General features: G+C 37.3%; 15 protein-coding genes. 14 read left to right on the top strand and 1 reads right to left on the bottom strand.

Translation table 11 applies throughout. The features are described from left to right. Positions 1-29: 29 nt before the first annotated feature. The 5 genes from CDIMF43_RS09010 (at position 30) to CDIMF43_RS08990 (ending at position 5,133) form a co-directional block, all read left to right on the top strand. The gene (locus tag CDIMF43_RS09010; RefSeq protein ID WP_074402586.1) at positions 30-773 is read left to right on the top strand and encodes a Stp1/IreP family PP2C-type Ser/Thr phosphatase; all 744 of its coding nucleotides are present in this window, start codon (positions 30-32) and stop codon (positions 771-773) included. 5 nt (positions 774-778) lie between these two features. Continuing rightward, positions 779-2,779 carry a Stk1 family PASTA domain-containing Ser/Thr kinase gene (pknB, locus tag CDIMF43_RS09005; RefSeq protein ID WP_109841810.1) on the top strand — a complete coding sequence of 667 codons (2,001 nt, stop codon included), beginning with the start codon at positions 779-781 and terminating at the stop codon, positions 2,777-2,779. A gap of 139 nt (positions 2,780-2,918) precedes the next feature. Beyond that, positions 2,919-3,815 (top strand): ribosome small subunit-dependent GTPase A, encoded by an 897-nt coding sequence (gene rsgA, locus CDIMF43_RS09000; RefSeq protein WP_109841809.1) that lies wholly within the window; start codon positions 2,919-2,921, stop codon positions 3,813-3,815. A gap of 14 nt (positions 3,816-3,829) precedes the next feature. After that, on the top strand, positions 3,830-4,483 hold the full coding sequence (rpe, locus tag CDIMF43_RS08995) for a ribulose-phosphate 3-epimerase (protein WP_109841808.1): 654 nt from the start codon (positions 3,830-3,832) through the stop codon (positions 4,481-4,483). Next, positions 4,480-5,133, top strand: coding sequence for a thiamine diphosphokinase (locus tag CDIMF43_RS08990; protein WP_109841807.1), 654 nt, complete (start codon positions 4,480-4,482; stop codon positions 5,131-5,133). Before rpe ends, CDIMF43_RS08990 begins: the two co-directional genes overlap by 4 nt. A 92-nt stretch (positions 5,134-5,225) precedes the next feature. On the opposite strand, the gene rpmB is transcribed toward CDIMF43_RS08990, so the two are convergent. Then, positions 5,226-5,414 (bottom strand): 50S ribosomal protein L28, encoded by a 189-nt coding sequence (gene rpmB / locus CDIMF43_RS08985; protein WP_034569423.1) that lies wholly within the window; start codon positions 5,412-5,414, stop codon positions 5,226-5,228. Positions 5,415-5,734: 320 nt separating this feature from the next. Here rpmB and CDIMF43_RS08980 point away from each other — a divergent pair, with 320 nt between their 5' ends. The 9 genes from CDIMF43_RS08980 to smc all read left to right on the top strand — a co-directional run bounded on the left by CDIMF43_RS08980 (position 5,735) and on the right by smc (position 17,511). Then, complete coding sequence (locus CDIMF43_RS08980) at positions 5,735-6,097, top strand: Asp23/Gls24 family envelope stress response protein (protein WP_034569426.1); 363 nt, start codon at positions 5,735-5,737, stop codon at positions 6,095-6,097. Between the two features lie 95 nt (positions 6,098-6,192). After that, positions 6,193-7,827, top strand: coding sequence for a DAK2 domain-containing protein (locus CDIMF43_RS08975; RefSeq protein WP_376711512.1), 1,635 nt, complete (start codon positions 6,193-6,195; stop codon positions 7,825-7,827). Between the two features lie 26 nt (positions 7,828-7,853). Further along, positions 7,854-8,519 carry an L-serine ammonia-lyase, iron-sulfur-dependent subunit beta gene (sdaAB, locus tag CDIMF43_RS08970; RefSeq protein ID WP_034569430.1) on the top strand — a complete coding sequence of 222 codons (666 nt, stop codon included), beginning with the start codon at positions 7,854-7,856 and terminating at the stop codon, positions 8,517-8,519. A 76-nt stretch (positions 8,520-8,595) separates the two neighbouring features. Then, a complete protein-coding gene (gene sdaAA, locus CDIMF43_RS08965) occupies positions 8,596-9,468 on the top strand; it encodes an L-serine ammonia-lyase, iron-sulfur-dependent, subunit alpha (protein ID WP_074402592.1) in 873 nt (290 codons plus the stop codon). A 3-nt stretch (positions 9,469-9,471) separates the two neighbouring features. Further along, positions 9,472-11,520, top strand: coding sequence for an ATP-dependent DNA helicase RecG (gene recG, locus CDIMF43_RS08960; RefSeq protein WP_109841806.1), 2,049 nt, complete (start codon positions 9,472-9,474; stop codon positions 11,518-11,520). 105 nt (positions 11,521-11,625) lie between these two features. Beyond that, positions 11,626-12,639 (top strand): phosphate acyltransferase PlsX, encoded by a 1,014-nt coding sequence (gene plsX, locus CDIMF43_RS08955; protein ID WP_109841805.1) that lies wholly within the window; start codon positions 11,626-11,628, stop codon positions 12,637-12,639. A gap of 113 nt (positions 12,640-12,752) precedes the next feature. Then, entirely contained in the window at positions 12,753-13,010 is a 258-nt protein-coding gene (gene acpP, locus CDIMF43_RS08950; protein ID WP_051915626.1) for an acyl carrier protein, read from the top strand. A 207-nt stretch (positions 13,011-13,217) separates the two neighbouring features. Next, on the top strand, positions 13,218-13,913 hold the full coding sequence (gene rnc, locus CDIMF43_RS08945) for a ribonuclease III (protein ID WP_034569440.1): 696 nt from the start codon (positions 13,218-13,220) through the stop codon (positions 13,911-13,913). A gap of 19 nt (positions 13,914-13,932) precedes the next feature. Then, positions 13,933-17,511, top strand: coding sequence for a chromosome segregation protein SMC (gene smc, locus CDIMF43_RS08940; RefSeq protein WP_109841804.1), 3,579 nt, complete (start codon positions 13,933-13,935; stop codon positions 17,509-17,511). Positions 17,512-17,602: the final 91 nt, after the last annotated feature.

Below are 17,602 nucleotides of genomic sequence, written 5' to 3'. Positions count from 1 at the left end.
AATCATGAAGACATAAACGAGGTGGAGAAATGCAAATTGTATTTCATAGTGATATTGGAAAAATAAGAAAAAATAATCAAGACTACGCTGGACATTTTAAAAATAAAAAAGGCATTACGTTAGCTGTTGTTTGTGATGGCATGGGCGGGCATAAAGCTGGTGATGTTGCCAGTGAAATGGCAGTCTCTCACTTAGGGCATGCTTGGGAAGAAAGTCAGCTAACGACTTCTGAGGAAGTAACAAAATGGATGTTAAAACATATTAGTATCGAAAATGAGCGCATTGTAGGGAAATCTAACCAGTATTCTGATTTAGATGGCATGGGAACGACATTAGTCGCAGCTGCATTATTCGATTCAGAAATCGTGATTGCCAATATTGGTGATAGTCGTGGTTATTTATATGGAAATGACAAAATGTTGCAACTAACAGAAGACCATTCGCTAGTAAATGAACTATTAAAAAGTGGTGAAATTTCATCTGAAGCAGCCGTTAACCACCCAAGAAAAAACGTGTTAACTCGTTCGTTGGGTGTTTCAGCAGAAATTGATATCGATATTGCGATTTTCCCTGTTGGAGTTGAAAACAGTTTATTACTTTGTTCAGATGGTTTAACAAACATGTTATCAGATAATGAAATCAAAGAAATCCTAAAAGAGCCAATTTCAGTTGATTTAAAAGTTGAAAAATTAGTATCATTAGCTAATGAACGAGGTGGAATTGATAATATAACCGTATTATTAGCTGATTTTGCCACAAGAGAGGAGCAATAATATCCATGGAAATAGGAAAAAAGTTAAGTGGAAGATATAAAATCATTGGTACTGTTGGTGGCGGTGGGATGGCAAATGTCTATCTTGCACATGATTTAATTTTAGATCGTGATGTTGCTGTTAAAGTATTGCGTTATGATTTTAGAGAAGACCAAGATGTTATCCGCCGTTTCCAAAGAGAAGCCCTTTCCGCAACAGAATTGGTTCATCCAAATATCGTGAGCGTTTATGATGTGGGTGAAGAAGATAATTCGCAATATATTGTGATGGAGTATGTTAAAGGGACGGATTTAAAAAAATACATCCATAACTATTTTCCAATACCGTATCAAAAAGTGATTGATATGATGGAACAAATTCTATCCGCCGTGGCTGATGCCCATCACAATCGGATTATTCATCGTGATTTAAAACCACAAAATATTTTAGTTGATGAAAATGGTGTCGTAAAGATTACTGATTTCGGAATTGCGGTTGCACTATCTGAAACTTCCATTACACAAACAAATTCCTTATTAGGCTCTGTTCATTATTTATCACCAGAACAAGCAAGAGGCAGCATGGCGACGAAGCAATCAGATATTTATGCCATGGGGATTATCTTGTACGAGATGTTAACGGGCAGTGTTCCATTTGAAGGCGAATCAGCCGTTTCAATTGCACTAAAACACTTTCAAGAAACGGTTCCATCAGTAAAAGACTTTGATGCAAGAATTCCGCAAGCTTTAGAAAATGTTGTTTTAAAAGCAACTGCTAAAGAAGCAACAGATCGTTACGCTTCAGCAGAAGAAATGGCGAGTGATTTAGCAACGTCCTTGTCTCCGCAACGACTTGATGAACCTAAATTTGAACCAGCGAGCATGTTGGAAGTGACTAGAATTCATGAACAACTGCCAATTGAACCACCAGTTGAGGAAAAACCAATTTCTCCAAGTAAAGAAGAAACGACTCCAGATAATGAAAAGAAGAAAAAAAAGAAAAAGAAAAAAATGATTCTCTTCGCAATTTTAGGCATCTTCTTATTAGCAGTGATTGGCTTTTTTGCGATTGCCTTAAGCGCCCCAAAAGAAGTAACGATTCCTGATTTATCAGGGATGACGGAATCCCAAGCAGAACGGGAATTAACGAAGCTTAAGTTGAAGGTCGGAAAAATAACAGAAGAAGCCAATGAAAAAATTGCAGAAGGCAAAGTGATTCGAAGCGATCCCAAAGAAGATAAGGAAGTAAAAGAAAATTCAGCTGTTGATTTATTTATTAGCTCCGGTAAAAAAACAGTGAAGTTTGGGAATTACGTAGGTGATAACTACCAAGAAGTTAAAGCGAAGTTAGTACGTCAAGGATACAAAGTGGACTATACTGAAGAAAGCAGCGACTCTGTAACTTCAGGATCAATTATTAGCCAAGACCTTGATTCAGATTCAGAAGTGATTCCAAGTGAAACGACAGTTAGCTTTGTCGTCAGTTCTGGCGAACAAGGCCAAACCTTGATTGATTTTGCTGGTTATTCGAAAAAAGGCGTTCAAGATTATGCCACTAGTTTAGGTCTCAAAGTAACCTTTACTGAAGAGTTTTCAGATGAAATCACGACTGGACAAGTAATCTCTCAAGAACCAAAAGCCGGTTCAACCGTTTATAGTGGCAACTCTATTTCAGCAGTTATTTCAAAAGGCCCTAAAGAAGTTCCAGTCAACACCTTTACCAAATCAATTACAGTCCCTTACAAGACGTCTCAATCAATGGATAGTACAGTAAGCAGCGACAGCAGTTCAAGCGATAGTAACAGCTCAGAAAGTTCAGCATCATCAAGCAGTACGCTTACACCAAATACAATTGAAATTTATATTGAAGACGATGAGCATAGTTACGGAACAGTCTATCAAAAACTAACGATTACGAAAGATACCGTTATTGACTTGACCTTTAAACTAAAAGAAGGAACAGCAGGAAAATATAAAGTAGTACGTGATGGGGTTACCATTCTCGAAGACAACAATGTTGTGAAATAAGTTAAAAGCCAATTCATTTTTTGATAAATGAATTGGCTTTTTAAATATCTCAAAAATCATCAGAAAATAGTTGCAATCTAAGCGTTCTTTCAGTAGAGTAAAATAAGAGAACTTTTATTTAGTAAAAGGAGTGGATTTTTTGACAATTGGTCAAATTCGAAAAGCATTAAGTGGGTTTTATTATGTCTATCATGAAGGAGAAACCTACCAAACAAGAGGAAGAGGGAATTTTAGAAATCAAAATCTAACCCCGCTAGTTGGGGATGAAGTCCTTTTTGAAAGTGACAACCTCACAGATGGAATTTTAAAAAAACTTTTGCCTCGGAAAAATGAACTGATTCGACCAGCTGTTGCCAATGTTGATTTAGGTGTTGTGGTGATGTCAGCGATTGAACCAACTTTTTCAACCAACCTATTAGATCGCTTTCTAGTCACATTGGAAAGTAAGAAAATTAAAGGCATTATTTACATTACGAAAACAGATTTACTTGATGAAACCACCTACCAACAAATGATTGCCTTCAAAGAAGCCTATCAAAAAATTGGTTATCCAGTTATTTTACCTGATCCAAAAAATCCTAGCCAAGCCATTGAGGAATTAACTGCCGCATTTAAAGATAAGTTAACCGTTTTTATGGGGCAATCAGGAGCAGGAAAGTCAACGCTACTCAATCAAATCGCACCAGAACTTGATTTGGAAACAGGGGTCATTTCGAATGCGTTAGGTCGTGGAAAGCATACCACAAGGCACGTGGAACTGTTGCCGCTATTTGGTGGACTTGTAGCAGATACACCCGGTTTTGGTTCAATTGAATTTGCTGAAATCGAATCAGAAGAACTCCCAGAACTTTTCCCTGAATTTGTTGAGGTTCAAGCAGAATGTCGTTTTAGAGGCTGTATGCATCGTAAAGAACCTGGCTGCAAAGTTCAAGAAGAACTGGCAACTGGAGAAATTGAAGCGTATCGTTACCAACATTACTTGCAATTTTTAGAAGAAATTGAAAATCGCAAACCTAAATACACAAAAAAACATTAAAAAGGAGCATCACTATGAAAATTTCACCATCTATTTTAAGTGCAGATTTTGCTAATTTAGAAAGAGATATCCGTATAGTCGAAGAAGGAGGCGCGGATTATATTCATGTGGACGTAATGGATGGTCATTTTGTGCCAAATATTACGCTAGGACCAAACATTGTTTCTGCGATTCGTCCAGTAACCAAACTTCCGCTAGATTGCCATTTAATGATTGAAAATCCAGAAAAATACATTGAAGATTTTGCAAAAGCAGGAGCTGATATTATTACCGTTCATGTTGAAAGTACGCCACACATTCATCGTGCTATTCAAATGATTAAAAATGCAGGAGTTAAAGCGGGTGTTGTATTAAACCCAGGAACACCAGTAACAGCTGTTGAATACGTTCTTTCAGAATGTGACATGGTTTTAGTCATGACCGTTAATCCTGGTTTTGGTGGCCAAAGCTTTATTCCAGAAACATTGAAAAAAATTGAAAAGCTAAAACAATTAAAAGAAGCAAACCACTATCATTATGAAATTGAAGTGGACGGTGGCATTGTGCCAGAAACAGCAACACAATGTAAGCAAGCGGGGGCAGATGTTTTTGTAGCAGGTTCTTACGTTTACAATGCTGAAGATCCTCAAAAACAAATTCAACATTTGAAGGAGGCTCTTGCTAAATGAGTTCGAAAGTAATTGCTATTTTGCTGGGTGGGCCATTAGAATCAGTTCCTGATCTTATGGAGTGGTCGAAAAAAGTAGATGGTTGGATTGGTGTCGATCGTGGCTCATTACGCTTAGTAACCGCTGGCATCAATCAATTAATTGCGTTAGGCGACTTCGATTCCATTACAGCAGAGGATTACGAACTTATTCAAGAGCGTGTCAAAGATGTTCGACGATGCCAGTCTGAAAAAGATGAAACAGATGCAGAGTTGGCTCTATCATTAGCATTAGATGAACTAGAAGCTACAGAAGTCATTTTATTAGGAGCAACAGGCGGTCGTTTAGATCATTTCCTTTCCAATCTATGGATGGTCTTACAGCCACGCTTTAAAAAAAATGCAGCTAAAATTCAATTAGTCGATCAAAATAATTCCATTCGTTATTATCTACCGGGACATTATCAACTGACAAAAGAGCCAGATAAAAAATATTTAGGTTTTACGTGTCTGACGCCTGTTACTAAGTTATCTTTGTACGATGAAAAATATCAATTAGATCAAGCAGATTTTGCGTATCCAACATCATTAGGAAGCAATGAATTCCTAAAAGAGACGGGTGAATTTTCTTTTGAGTCAGGAATCATTGCAGTCATCCAAAGTAAAGACTGAGAAAAAATCCCAGCTAACACATCGTTAGCTGGGATTTTTCAGATAAAAAAAGAACCTATCTCTGATAAGAGCAGGTTCTTCAATGCTTTAAATTAAACACGTTCAACTTTACCTGATTTAAGTGCACGAGCTGAAACCCAAACTTTTTTAGGTTTGCCGTCAACTAAAATACGAACTTTTTGTAAGTTAGCTTTCCAAGTACGTTTGTTAGCATTCATCGCGTGAGAGCGACGGTTACCACTTTTACTCTTGCGTCCAGTAATTACACAAACTTTTGCCATTATTCTTTCCTCCTTTGCCGATATCTCGAAGCAAAGCTTCAATAATTCATACCTCAATAATTTATCATAATTAGCGATGCTTTGCAATAGTTTTCTTTCAAGTATTTTTACTTGACACTTAATTGAATCCGTAAATCCATGAAATCTTAGCGAGAAATGATTTATTTTGATTGTCAAACTCTAAAAAATTAGTTATATTATTTTAAGTAAATGGCATGTTTATAAGAGTTTAGCTGATAAACCTTTTAAAATCGAGGGAGCTATGCTAAAATATAGAATAGTAATTTACGGCTTAATTAGCCAAAGGGAGGATTTTTAACATGGCAGTTAAAATCAAAACACAATTTGGAACAATCGACATTACTAATGAAGTTATTGCAACTGTAGTTGGTGGTGCCGCAACAGATATCTACGGAATCGTGGGTATGGCAAGTAAAAACCAAATTCGTGATAACTTAAACGATATTCTAAAAAAAGAAAACTATTCACGTGGCGTTGTAGTCAAACAAGAAGAAAATGGAGTAGCAGTAGATGTCTTTATTATCGTCAGCTACGGAACAAAAATTTCTGAAGTTTGCCGTAACGTACAAGAAAAAGTGAAGTATAACTTAGAAACAATGTTAGGCGTATCAGCAAATGCAGTGAACGTATATGTTCAAGGCGTTCGTGTAATGAAAGACTAATAACAAATGGTCAATGTCGCTCATTAAAATAAGAGTGACAAAGGAGGATAATATCGGTGGAAGTAACAAAATTAGAAGGTAAACAATTTCAGGCAATGGTCGCAATTGGTGCGAATCGTCTAAACAAAAATGCTGAGTTTGTCAATTCATTAAACGTATTCCCAGTTCCAGATGGAGACACTGGAACGAATATGAATTTATCAATGACAAGTGGTGCAAAAGCTGTCAATTCTTCAACTTCTGAAAGTATTGGAGAACTAGCTGAAGCTTTATCAAAAGGATTATTAATGGGAGCTAGAGGAAACTCTGGTGTTATTTTGTCGCAATTATTTAGAGGATTTTCAAAAGCAATTGTTGGAAAAGAAACATTAACAGCCAGTGAATTTGCAGCAGCCTTTACAAATGGTGTTGAAACAGCTTATAAAGCAGTTATGAAACCCGTTGAAGGGACCATTTTAACAGTAGCTCGTGAATCAGCAAAAGCAGGTGAGCGTAAAGCAAAGGACACAACTGATGTCATCGAAGTGATGGAAGCCGTTGTTCGTGGCGCAAAAAAATCATTAGCTAAAACGCCGGATTTATTACCCGTCTTAAAAGAAGTGGGCGTTGTAGATAGTGGTGGTCAAGGTTTACTCTTTATTTATGAAGGGTTCCTAGAAGTGTTATCAGGAAATGTTGTGGAAGAAGACTACCATCAACCAAACCAAAAAGAGATGACCGAAATGGTGAATGCAGAACATCACCGTAGCGTATCCAACCATATTGCGACAGAAGAAATCAAATTTGGTTACTGTACTGAAATCATGGTTAAAATTGGCGAAGGCGAAACAGTCGACAGCGAATTTGATTATGACACTTTCCGAAATCATTTAAATGAAATTGGCGATTCGTTATTAGTTGTTGCGGATGATGAAATTATCAAAGTTCATGTTCATACAGAACGCCCAGGCGAAGTCATGAATTATGGTCAAAAATTCGGTTCATTAATGAAGATCAAAGTAGACAATATGCGTTTACAACATGAAACCATTTTAGAACATGAAAAAGAAACACCAGCAGCGCCTGCTAAAAAAATTCCTTATGGCATTATTGCAATCGCAGCAGGTGAAGGCGTACAAAACTTATTCAAGAGTTTAGGGGCTCACTATATTATTAGTGGCGGCCAAACAATGAATCCAAGTACAGAAGACATTTTAAAAGCAGTAGCAGCAGTAAATGCTGAAAAAGTGATCATCTTACCAAACAATAAAAACATCTTTATGGCTGCCGATCAAGCTGCAGAAGTAAGCGAAACGCCAGTTGTTGTCGTACCAAGTAAAACCATTTCACAAGGAATGACAGCAATGTTAGCCTTCAATGAAATGAACGACTTGGCAACAAATAAAGAAGAAATGACGAATGAACTTGAAAACGTTGTTAGTGGTCAAGTAACTGTCGCTGTTAGAGATACCGCAATTGACGGTGTTTCAATTAGTAAAGACGATTACATGGGGATTATCGAAGGCAAAATTAAAATTGCTAAACCAAGTCGTGAAGAAGTAACAGTGGAAACATTGAGACAAATGATTTCAGAAGATAGCGAAATCGTGACGATTATTCTTGGTGAAGATGCTGAATTAGCAGAAGCAGAAAACATTGCTGCAGCAATTGAAGCCGATTTTGAAGATGTTGAAGTAGAAATCCATGAAGGAAATCAACCTGTTTACCCATACATTCTTTCTGTTGAGTAGAAGGGTTTAGTAAAGTAGGGATAGTTATGGCAAATCGCTTTCACAGCGTGTTTGATATTATCGGTCCAATTATGGTAGGTCCTAGCAGTTCTCATACTGCAGGAGCTGCTAGAATTGGTAAGGTAGTAAGAAAAATTTTTGGTTCAATGCCAACACAAGTCGATATTTATTTGTATGAATCATTTGCCAAAACGTATCGTGGACATGGAACGGATATTGCGTTAGTTGGCGGCTTATTAGGAATGGATCCAGATGATGAACATTTGGCGGATTCCATTGAAATTGCAAACGAAAATGGGATGAAAGTGGTTTTTATTCCAACAAATGATGAAGCAGATCACCCAAATTCAGTTAAAATGGTCGTTTCGAATGAAACGAAATCATTATCTGTCGTAGGGGCTTCAATCGGTGGCGGTAAAATTCAAATTTCTGAAGTGAATGGGTTTAAAATTCAGTTGGAAGAAAATCAACCAACTTTCTTAATCGTTCATCAAGATGTCCCAGGTATGATTGCAAAAGTTTCTAATATTCTAGCAGAACAAGCGATTAATATTGGAACGATGACTGTTTCGCGAGAATCAAAAGGCAAGCAAGCCATTATGATAATCGAAGTGGATCAGTTTGAAGTTGGCGAAACACTAAAAGAATTAAAAGAAGTTCCGCATATTATGCAAGTGAGCTTTTTCAAATAGATACGTTAGAAAAGCTGAACAAGTAGTATTTGTTCAGCTTTTCTGTTAATTATTTTAATTTAAGGGGATTTCAATTATGTTTCAAAATGTAAGTGAGCTAGTAGAACAAGCCAACCAATTTGGCAGTGTCTTTGAAGTAATGATCGCACTAGAAATGGAAACCACACGCATGCCGCGCACCGAAATTTTAAAAAAAATGGAACAGCAATTGACAGTAATGGAAAACGCTGTTGAAAAAGGTGTCAATGGTGTCTCTTCAGCAACTGGTTTGACAGGCGGAGACGCGACCAAATTAAAAGAATACATCGAAAAAGGCAATTTTTTAAGTGGAGAAACCATTTTAACTGCTGTCCGTAACGCTGTGGCTACAAATGAAGTTAATGCAGCGATGGGCTTAGTTTGCGCAACTCCAACTGCAGGTAGCGCTGGGGTAGTTCCAGGAGTACTCTTTGCAGCTAAAGAACGGTTAAACATGGATAGAGAAGCGATGGTACGTTTTTTATTTACTGCAGGGGCATTTGGGTTAGTAATTGCCAATAATGCTTCCATCAGTGGTGCAGAAGGTGGTTGCCAAGCTGAAATCGGAAGTGCTAGCGCCATTGCCAGTGCGGCTTTAGTTGATGCTAGTGGAGGCACGCCAGAAATGTGTAGCGCCGCGATTGCTATGACGTTGAAAAACATGATGGGCTTAATTTGTGATCCTGTTGCAGGTTTAGTTGAGGTCCCTTGTGTCAAACGGAACGCTTTAGGTGCAGCCCAAGCCATGATTTCAGCAGATATGGCCTTAGCTGGGATTACAAGTGTGATTCCAACGGATGAAGTCATTGCAGCAATGTATAAAGTAGGACGTCAAATGCCGTCTATTTTCAAAGAAACTGCAGAGGGAGGGTTGGCAGATACGCCAACAGGACGTGAAATTAAAATGCGTATTTTTGGCAATCCTGCATAAATTATGGGGAAATCAATCTATGATCCAGTAACCGTGCTTCCTCAAGTTGGCGCTAAACGCTTGGAGGCACTTCATCAGCTTGGTATTTTTACCGTATTAGACTTACTTTCTCACTATCCTTTCCGTTATGAAGACATTCAAGTCAAAGACTTATCAGAAATTGAAGACCAAGAAAAAGTAACTTTAAAAGGCGATGTTGTTTCAGAAGCTGTTTTAACTAGATTTGGACCAAAAAAAAATCGCCTTGTTTTTCGCATGGCCATCGATCACGCTGTAATTGCAGTTACGTTCTTTAACCAACCCTACTTAAAAAGTAAAATTCATGCAGGCGAGGAAATTGCGGTTTTCGGAAAATGGGACGACAAACGAAAAAGTTTAACGGGAATGAAAATTCTTGGCGCACAAATAGAACAAGAAGAAGCCGGTTTTGAATCAATTTATAGCGCAAATAAAGGGATTAAGCAAAAAACGATTTTAAATCTAGTAACTGAAGCTTTTGCCCGCTACGAAGAGTTAATTCCAGAAATTATCCCAGCTTATTTAAAAGAAAAATACCGATTAATCAGTCATCGAGATGCCATCTATGCAATGCATTTTCCAACAAGCGAAGAACAGACGAAACAAGCGAGACGTGAAGTTGTTTTTGAAGAATTTTTTGTTTTTCAAATGAAAATGCAAGTGTTAAGAAAACAGGAAAAAGCGGTTGGCAAAGGGACAGCATTAACCTACAACGTGGCAGATTTAAGGCGATTTATTGCGTCATTGCCCTTTGAATTAACAAATGCTCAAAAAAGAGTTGTCAATGAAATTTGCGGAGATCTTCGAAAATCCCTACATATGCATCGTTTATTACAAGGAGATGTAGGGAGTGGAAAGACCATCGTAGCTGCCATTGCTCTCTTTGCAACAAGCAACGCAGGCTTTCAATCCGCTCTAATGGTACCAACTGAAATTCTAGCAGAACAACATATGGAAAGTTTGGTACAGCTTTTTGATCCATTAGAAGTGCGAATTGCCCTGTTGACTGGCTCCACAAAAACTAAAATGCGTCGTGAAATCTTAACTGAATTAGCAAATGGGGAATTGGATGTCCTAATAGGTACCCATGCGTTAATTCAAGAAGATGTTTCCTTTCAAAATTTAGGTTTAGTCATTACGGATGAGCAACATCGCTTTGGCGTGAATCAACGAAAAATTTTAAGAGAAAAAGGCGATCATCCTGACGTTCTCTTTATGACTGCGACACCTATTCCTAGAACCCTTGCAATTACAGCATATGGCGAAATGGATGTGTCGATTATTGATGAACTTCCAGCCGGTCGTATACCTATTGAGACAACTTGGACCCGACCGAAAAACTTTGAACATACCTTGCATTTTATTGAAACCCAGTTAAGAAAAGGTTCACAAGCTTATGTGATTTGTCCTTTAATTGAAGAATCAGAAAGCTTAGATGTAAAAAATGCTACCGATATTTATGAAAAGCTACAAGCGTATTACGAACCTAATTTTCAAGTAGGATTGTTACATGGGAAAATGAAACCTGCTGAAAAAGAAGCTGTAATGGAACGCTTCAAAAAGAATCAATTGCAAGTTTTAGTTTCAACAACTGTTATTGAAGTAGGTGTAAACGTGCCAAATGCGACTACAATGGTGATCTATGATGCCGATCGTTTTGGATTATCACAACTGCACCAATTACGCGGACGTGTTGGACGTGGAACGAAAGAATCTTATTGTATTTTAGTGGCCAATCCTAAAAATGATACCGGCATCGAACGGATGAAAATCATGACAGAAACGACAGATGGCTTTGTTTTAAGTGAAAAAGACTTAGAATTACGTGGCGCCGGTGATTTATTCGGTTCAAAACAGTCAGGTGCTCCAGAATTTAAAGTCGGCGATATTATCGGTGACTTTGGTGCGTTAGAAGCAGCAAGAAATGAAGCGGCTCTTTTAGTGAACCAAGAAGCATTTTACGTTTCACCTGACTATCAAAGTTTGCGTCGTGAAATTGGGATTGAAAATATGGATTCCCTTGGCTTTGATTAACCGAAAGAATCCAGTGAATTAATGAAATTCAGTTGCCATCTAAAAAAAATATGAGATAATAGACAAGTAACATAGTTTTAGGGTACCAATTAAGGAGGGTAACTTTTGAGAATTGCAGTAGACGCAATGGGAGGCGACAACGCTCCTAAGGCCATTGTAGAAGGTGTTGTGATGGCAGCAAAAGAATTTAACGATATTGAATTTATATTATATGGAAAAGAAGATGCGATTCGTAACTATATGACGGATGAAACAAATATTAAGATTGTTCATACCGATGAAAAAATCGCAAGTGATGACGACCCTGTTCGTTCTGTTAGAAGAAAAAAAAATGCTTCCATGGTTTTAGCTGCGCAAGCCGTTAAAAATAAAGAAGCCGATGCTCTTTTTTCAGCAGGGAATACGGGCGCCTTGTTAACAGCTGGCTTATTAATCATTGGTAGAATTAAAGGAATTGATCGTCCAGGCTTGATGCCGACATTACCTGTTGTAGGAAATGACGAACGAGTCTTTAACTTAATGGATGTAGGTGCGAATGCAGATACAAAACCTGAAAACATTCATCAGTATGCCATTTTAGCTAGCTATTATGCAAAATTTGTTCGAGGTGTTAAAAAACCAACTGTTGGACTTTTAAATAACGGAACAGAAGAAAATAAAGGCAATGATGTGACAAAACGTGCTTATGCATTGTTAGCCGCAGAACCAGAAATTGACTTTATTGGAAATGTTGAGGCGCGTGAATTATTAAATGGCGTCGCTGACGTGGTGGTTACGGATGGTTTTACTGGAAATGCGGTGTTAAAAACAATCGAAGGAACCGCAATGTCCATGATGAAATTGTTAAAAGCAGCAATTTATGACAATGGTGTGAAAGAAAAACTTGGTGGTGCATTGTTAAAAAATGGTCTAATGGATATGAAGGAAAAATTAGACTACTCAAGATATGGCGGAGCTGTTTTATTTGGAGTAAAAGCCCCTGTTGTGAAAACACATGGTTCTACTGAAAAAGAATCTGTTTATTTTACCATCAAGCAAATTCACGAAATGCTAGAATCACATGTGATCGACGATTTAGTGACGTATTTTGAAACAAAAGAGACACCAATTGAAGATTAAATTTAGTATAAAATCAAAAAATACTAGACAAAAGCATTCTTTATCAGTAAAATAATTGTGATACAAATGGAACATACGTTAAAGACTATCAAACAAAATGATCCAGTAAGTAGATGGAGGTGGAGCAGTTGTCTCAAAATGAAACTTTTGAAAAAGTTGCAAAAATTATTGTAGAACGTTTTGGCGTGGACAATGAAAAAGTCACTAGTGAATTGACTTTTAAAGACGATTTGGGAGCAGATTCATTAGACATCGTTGAACTTGTAATGGAATTAGAAGATGTTTTCGGTACTGAAATTTCCGATGAAGATGCCGAACAAATCGAAACCGTTGGCGATGCAGTGAAATACATCGACGCTCATCTTCAATAATAATGAATGAAAATCAACAAAACCCAGCTTGTAGGATCTTTTAGATTTTACAGACTGGGTTTTTATAGTGGAAAATGAGAGTTAAAAGATGAAAACCCCATTATTATTAAGAAAACCTTTTTTTTCAGCGGAAAAATTTTATTTTTACAGAAAAACCAAGTATAATAGAATAGGTTTAACTTGTTATACTTAAAAAGGAGTGTCGAAATGAATGAATTATTTTTAAACGAACTGAAAGAAAAATTTGGCATCACGTTTAAAAACTTAGCTTTTTTACAAGAAGCATTTACCCATTCATCATATGTGAATGAGCACAGGGATTGCAAAATTCAAGACAACGAACGAATTGAATTTTTAGGAGATGCAGTTTTAGAATTAACAGTTTCTCGCTATTTATTTGATCATTATCCAGAATTACCTGAAGGAAAACTAACTAAACTGCGTGCAACAATTGTCTGCGAAGCCAGTTTAAGTTTATTTGCTAAAGAATATGGATTTGACAAATACATTCGTTTAGGCCGCGGAGAAGAAAGAATGAATGGCAGAAATAGACCCGCTCTACTTTGCGATTTATACGAATCTTTTATTGGCGCGCTTTATTTGGATCAAGGAATTGAGGCTGTTTTAGACTTTCTAAGACAAACCATGTTCCCTAAAATTGCAACCGGTGCTTTCTCACATGTGATGGATCACAAAACAAACTTACAAGAGTGGCTCCAACAAGACGGTGAAATCATCATTGAGTACCGTTTGATTGACGAAGTTGGTCCAGCCCATGAAAAAGAATTTATTGTAGAAGTCAGTGCCAAAGGTAAAGTACTAGGTTCAGGAAGTGGAAAAACGAAAAAAGCAGCAGAACAATCCGCTGCTGAAAATGCTTTAAAAACAATCCAATCAAGATAAGAAAGGAGCCACGACTACAGTGCATTTAAAAAGAATTGACATTACTGGATTTAAATCCTTTGCAGATAAAACGACCATTGAATTTGTAGACGGCGTTACTGCAGTCGTTGGTCCTAATGGTAGTGGGAAAAGTAACATTACAGAAGCTATCCGTTGGGTACTAGGTGAAACTTCAGCTAAAAGTTTGCGTGGTGGCAGAATGAACGATGTGATTTTTGCAGGTTCTGAATCTAGAAAACCCTTAAACTTCGCTGAAGTGACTCTTGTCTTAGAAAATGAAGATCATTTTTTACCGCTAGATTTTAGTGAAATCAGCATTACAAGACGCTTAAATCGCAATGGAGATAGTGATTTTTATTTAAACAAACAAAGCTGCAGATTAAAAGATATCGTTGACTTGTTTATGGATTCAGGCTTAGGAAAGGAATCATTTTCTATCATTTCTCAAGGAAAGGTAGAAGCCATCTTCAACAGCAAGCCAGAAGATCGACGCTCTATTTTTGAAGAGGCGGCAGGTGTTTTAAAGTACAAGACGCGTAAGAAAAAAGCAGAACAAAAATTATTTGAAACAGAAGATAATTTAAACCGCGTCCAAGACATTGTCTATGAATTAGAAGATCAAGTCGAACCACTACGGGAACAAAGTAGTATTGCTAAAGATTACGTATCACAAAAAGAACAACTAAGTGAAGTCGAAATTGCCTTAACAGCAGTTGAAATAGAATTGTTAAAAGAAAAGTGGCAGACCAGTCAAAAAGAATTAACGGCGTTTCAAGAAGAACTTTCTGAAATGAAAGAACAACTTAAACAAAATGAGCAAGCTGTCAGTGCATTGCGAGAAAAACGACAAGAATTAGACAGCACCTTAGATCACACTCAAGCACAGTTAGTAACGATTATTCAGCAATACGAACAAACAGAAGCCTCAAAAAAAGTATTAAGTGAACGCAGCAAAAATACCAAAGAAAATTTGGAACAGTACCAACAAAACAAAGCAAAAATTGAAGCAAGATTAAACCAATTAACGCAAGAACATCACGAACTTAAAGACCGAATTGTAAGCAAACAAGAGGAAGAAAAGCAACTAAAAGCGGACCTTGCAAAAGCAGAACAAGAACGAAACTTACTTTTAGAAGACAGCACTTATACCATAGAAACTTTACGAGATGATTATGTGGAATGGATGCAAAAGCAAACCACACTAAGAAATGAACAAAGTTACTTAGAAAAGAGTTTTCTTCATAGTTCTCAAAAAAACAAGCAATCCGATGAATCAGGCAAGCGACTTGAAGAAGAACTAGCAGAAGCTGTGACCAAAAAAGAAGCAGTAACTGAGGAATTAAAAATTGTACAACAAGATTTAGCCACTAAGTTATTCAATCATCAAGAGTTGCAAGCAGAATGCCAAAAAAATCAAAGCACCTTAGAAACATACGAAAACAATATGTTTGATGCGATGCGTTTGCTTCAGCAAGCTAAAGCAAAACGCGACAGCTTATCTGATTTAAATGAAGATTACGCTGGATTCTACCAAGGCGTTCGAGAAGTTTTAAAACGAAAAGCGGAGATTGGTGGCATTATTGGTGCTGTTGCAGAAGTTATTCAGGTTCCCAAACAAACCGAATTAGCGATTGATATCGCATTAGGGGCTCAAAGCCAAAACATTATTGTTAGAAATGAAGAAAGTGGACGAAATGGCATCACCTACCTAAAACAAAAACGCTTAGGTCGAGCGACTTTCTTACCTTTAACAACCATTAAACCTAGACATTTGCCAAGCAATATCGAAGCTACGGTTCGAGAGCATTCCGGATTTATCGGCATTGCAAGCCAATTAGTTGGCTATTCAGATGAAGTGGCGACCGTTATTCAAAATTTATTAGGTACAACGATTATTGCATCAGATTTAACTTCAGCTAACGGGATTGCCCGTCTTGTTCAATTTAAATACCGTGTAGTTACCCTTGAAGGGGACGTAATGAATGCAGGGGGTTCAATGACAGGTGGTGCAAGTAAAAAAGGCAATCAAGGCAGCATTTTTGCGAGAAAAAATGAACTAGCTACATTAAACCAACAAATTCAAGCAATGGAAAAAACACTTACTGAAAAAGAAATTGACGTACGTAGTTTAAAACAATCTCTTAAAAAATCAGAGCAACAATTGGAAGAATTGCGTATGGCTGGGGAACATAAACGCCTGGAAGAACAGCAACTAAAAAATGATTGTGAACTTTATAGTGAAAAAGAGCGACGTCTTTTACGGGAACTAAAGGCCCATAGTTTTGAATTTCAAGAAGCAAAAGAAGAAGCAGACCATTATCATTCTAGAACTGCTGAAATTGAAGCTGAAATGCTTTTAATTGAAGCTGAAATGAAAAAAATCAATCGTCAGATTGAGATGCTTTCCTCTGAAAATGAAAAACGAACAGAACTACAAAAAGAAGCAGGCGAAAAAGTTCAACAATTAACCGCTAATGTTGCGGTTATTAAAGAACAACTTGCCGGTCTAAGAAAAGAACAAAACAACCTTCTTACCGGAATTCAGCAAGAAGAAGAAAACTTGAATAGCATTCAATTGCAAATTCAAGCCATTGATGAAAACAACGGCAACCATCAATTGACGAAAGAAGAATTAGCGGTCAAAGTGGCTGAATTGCTATCAGAAAAAGAAACCTTAGAAAATCAACTGTCCAAAGGGAAAGAAAAACGACAAGTCATCGAAGCGGAGATTGACGAACTGGATTGTTCCATTTCAGCACAAAACACACAACAACACATTGTTTTTGAGCAAAAATCAAAAGCTGAGGTCACAATGAATCGTCATGACGTAGAGATTGAAAATCGCTTAACTCATTTAAGCGAAGAATATGGTTTAAGCTTTGACTTTGCCAAAGCCAATCATCCGCTTACACTGACTCTGGAAGAAGCGCGCCAAAAAGTGAAACTATTAAAATTAGGAATTGAAGAATTAGGTTCTGTAAATTTAGGTGCAATTGAGGAGTTTGATCGAGTAAACGAACGCTTTACATTCTTAACCGAGCAACGAGACGACTTATTAACAGCAAAATCAAGCTTATTTGAAACGATGGACGAGATGGATGAAGAAGTGAAAAAACGTTTTTCTGAAGTGTTTGAAGCGATTCGTGAAAAATTTTCCGATGTATTTCCAAAAATGTTTGGCGGCGGATATGCAGAACTAAGGTTAAGCGATCCGTCAGACTTACTAAATACCGGAATCGAGATTATTGCCCAACCGCCAGGGAAAAAATTACAAAATTTAAGTTTACTTTCTGGTGGAGAACGTGCCTTTACAGCAATTGCGTTGTTGTTTTCAATTATTCAAGTGCGTCCCGTTCCATTTTGTATTTTAGATGAAGTTGAAGCCGCGTTAGACGAAGCCAATGTTGCGCGATTTGGACGTTATTTAAATCAATTTGAAGGGGATACGCAGTTTATTGTCATTACGCATCGCAAAGGAACAATGGAAGAAGCCGATGTTTTGTATGGCGTTACGATGCAAGAATCAGGTGTTTCCAGAATTGTTTCCGTTCGCTTAGAAGAAATTGCAGAAACAGGCGAAATTACAACGACGAGTTAACGAAAAAAGCAAGAAGACAAGAAGTTTTTCGTCTTTTTGCTTTTTTTGATTCACAATACTTTCAAGAACACGTATACTAAAAGAGTAGACA

Source organism: Carnobacterium divergens (assembly GCF_900258435.1).
In the GTDB taxonomy this organism is placed as follows: domain Bacteria; phylum Bacillota; class Bacilli; order Lactobacillales; family Carnobacteriaceae; genus Carnobacterium; species Carnobacterium divergens_A.
Note: the sequence above shows the minus strand (reverse complement) of the source record. Positions and strands in the feature narration are given on the sequence as shown.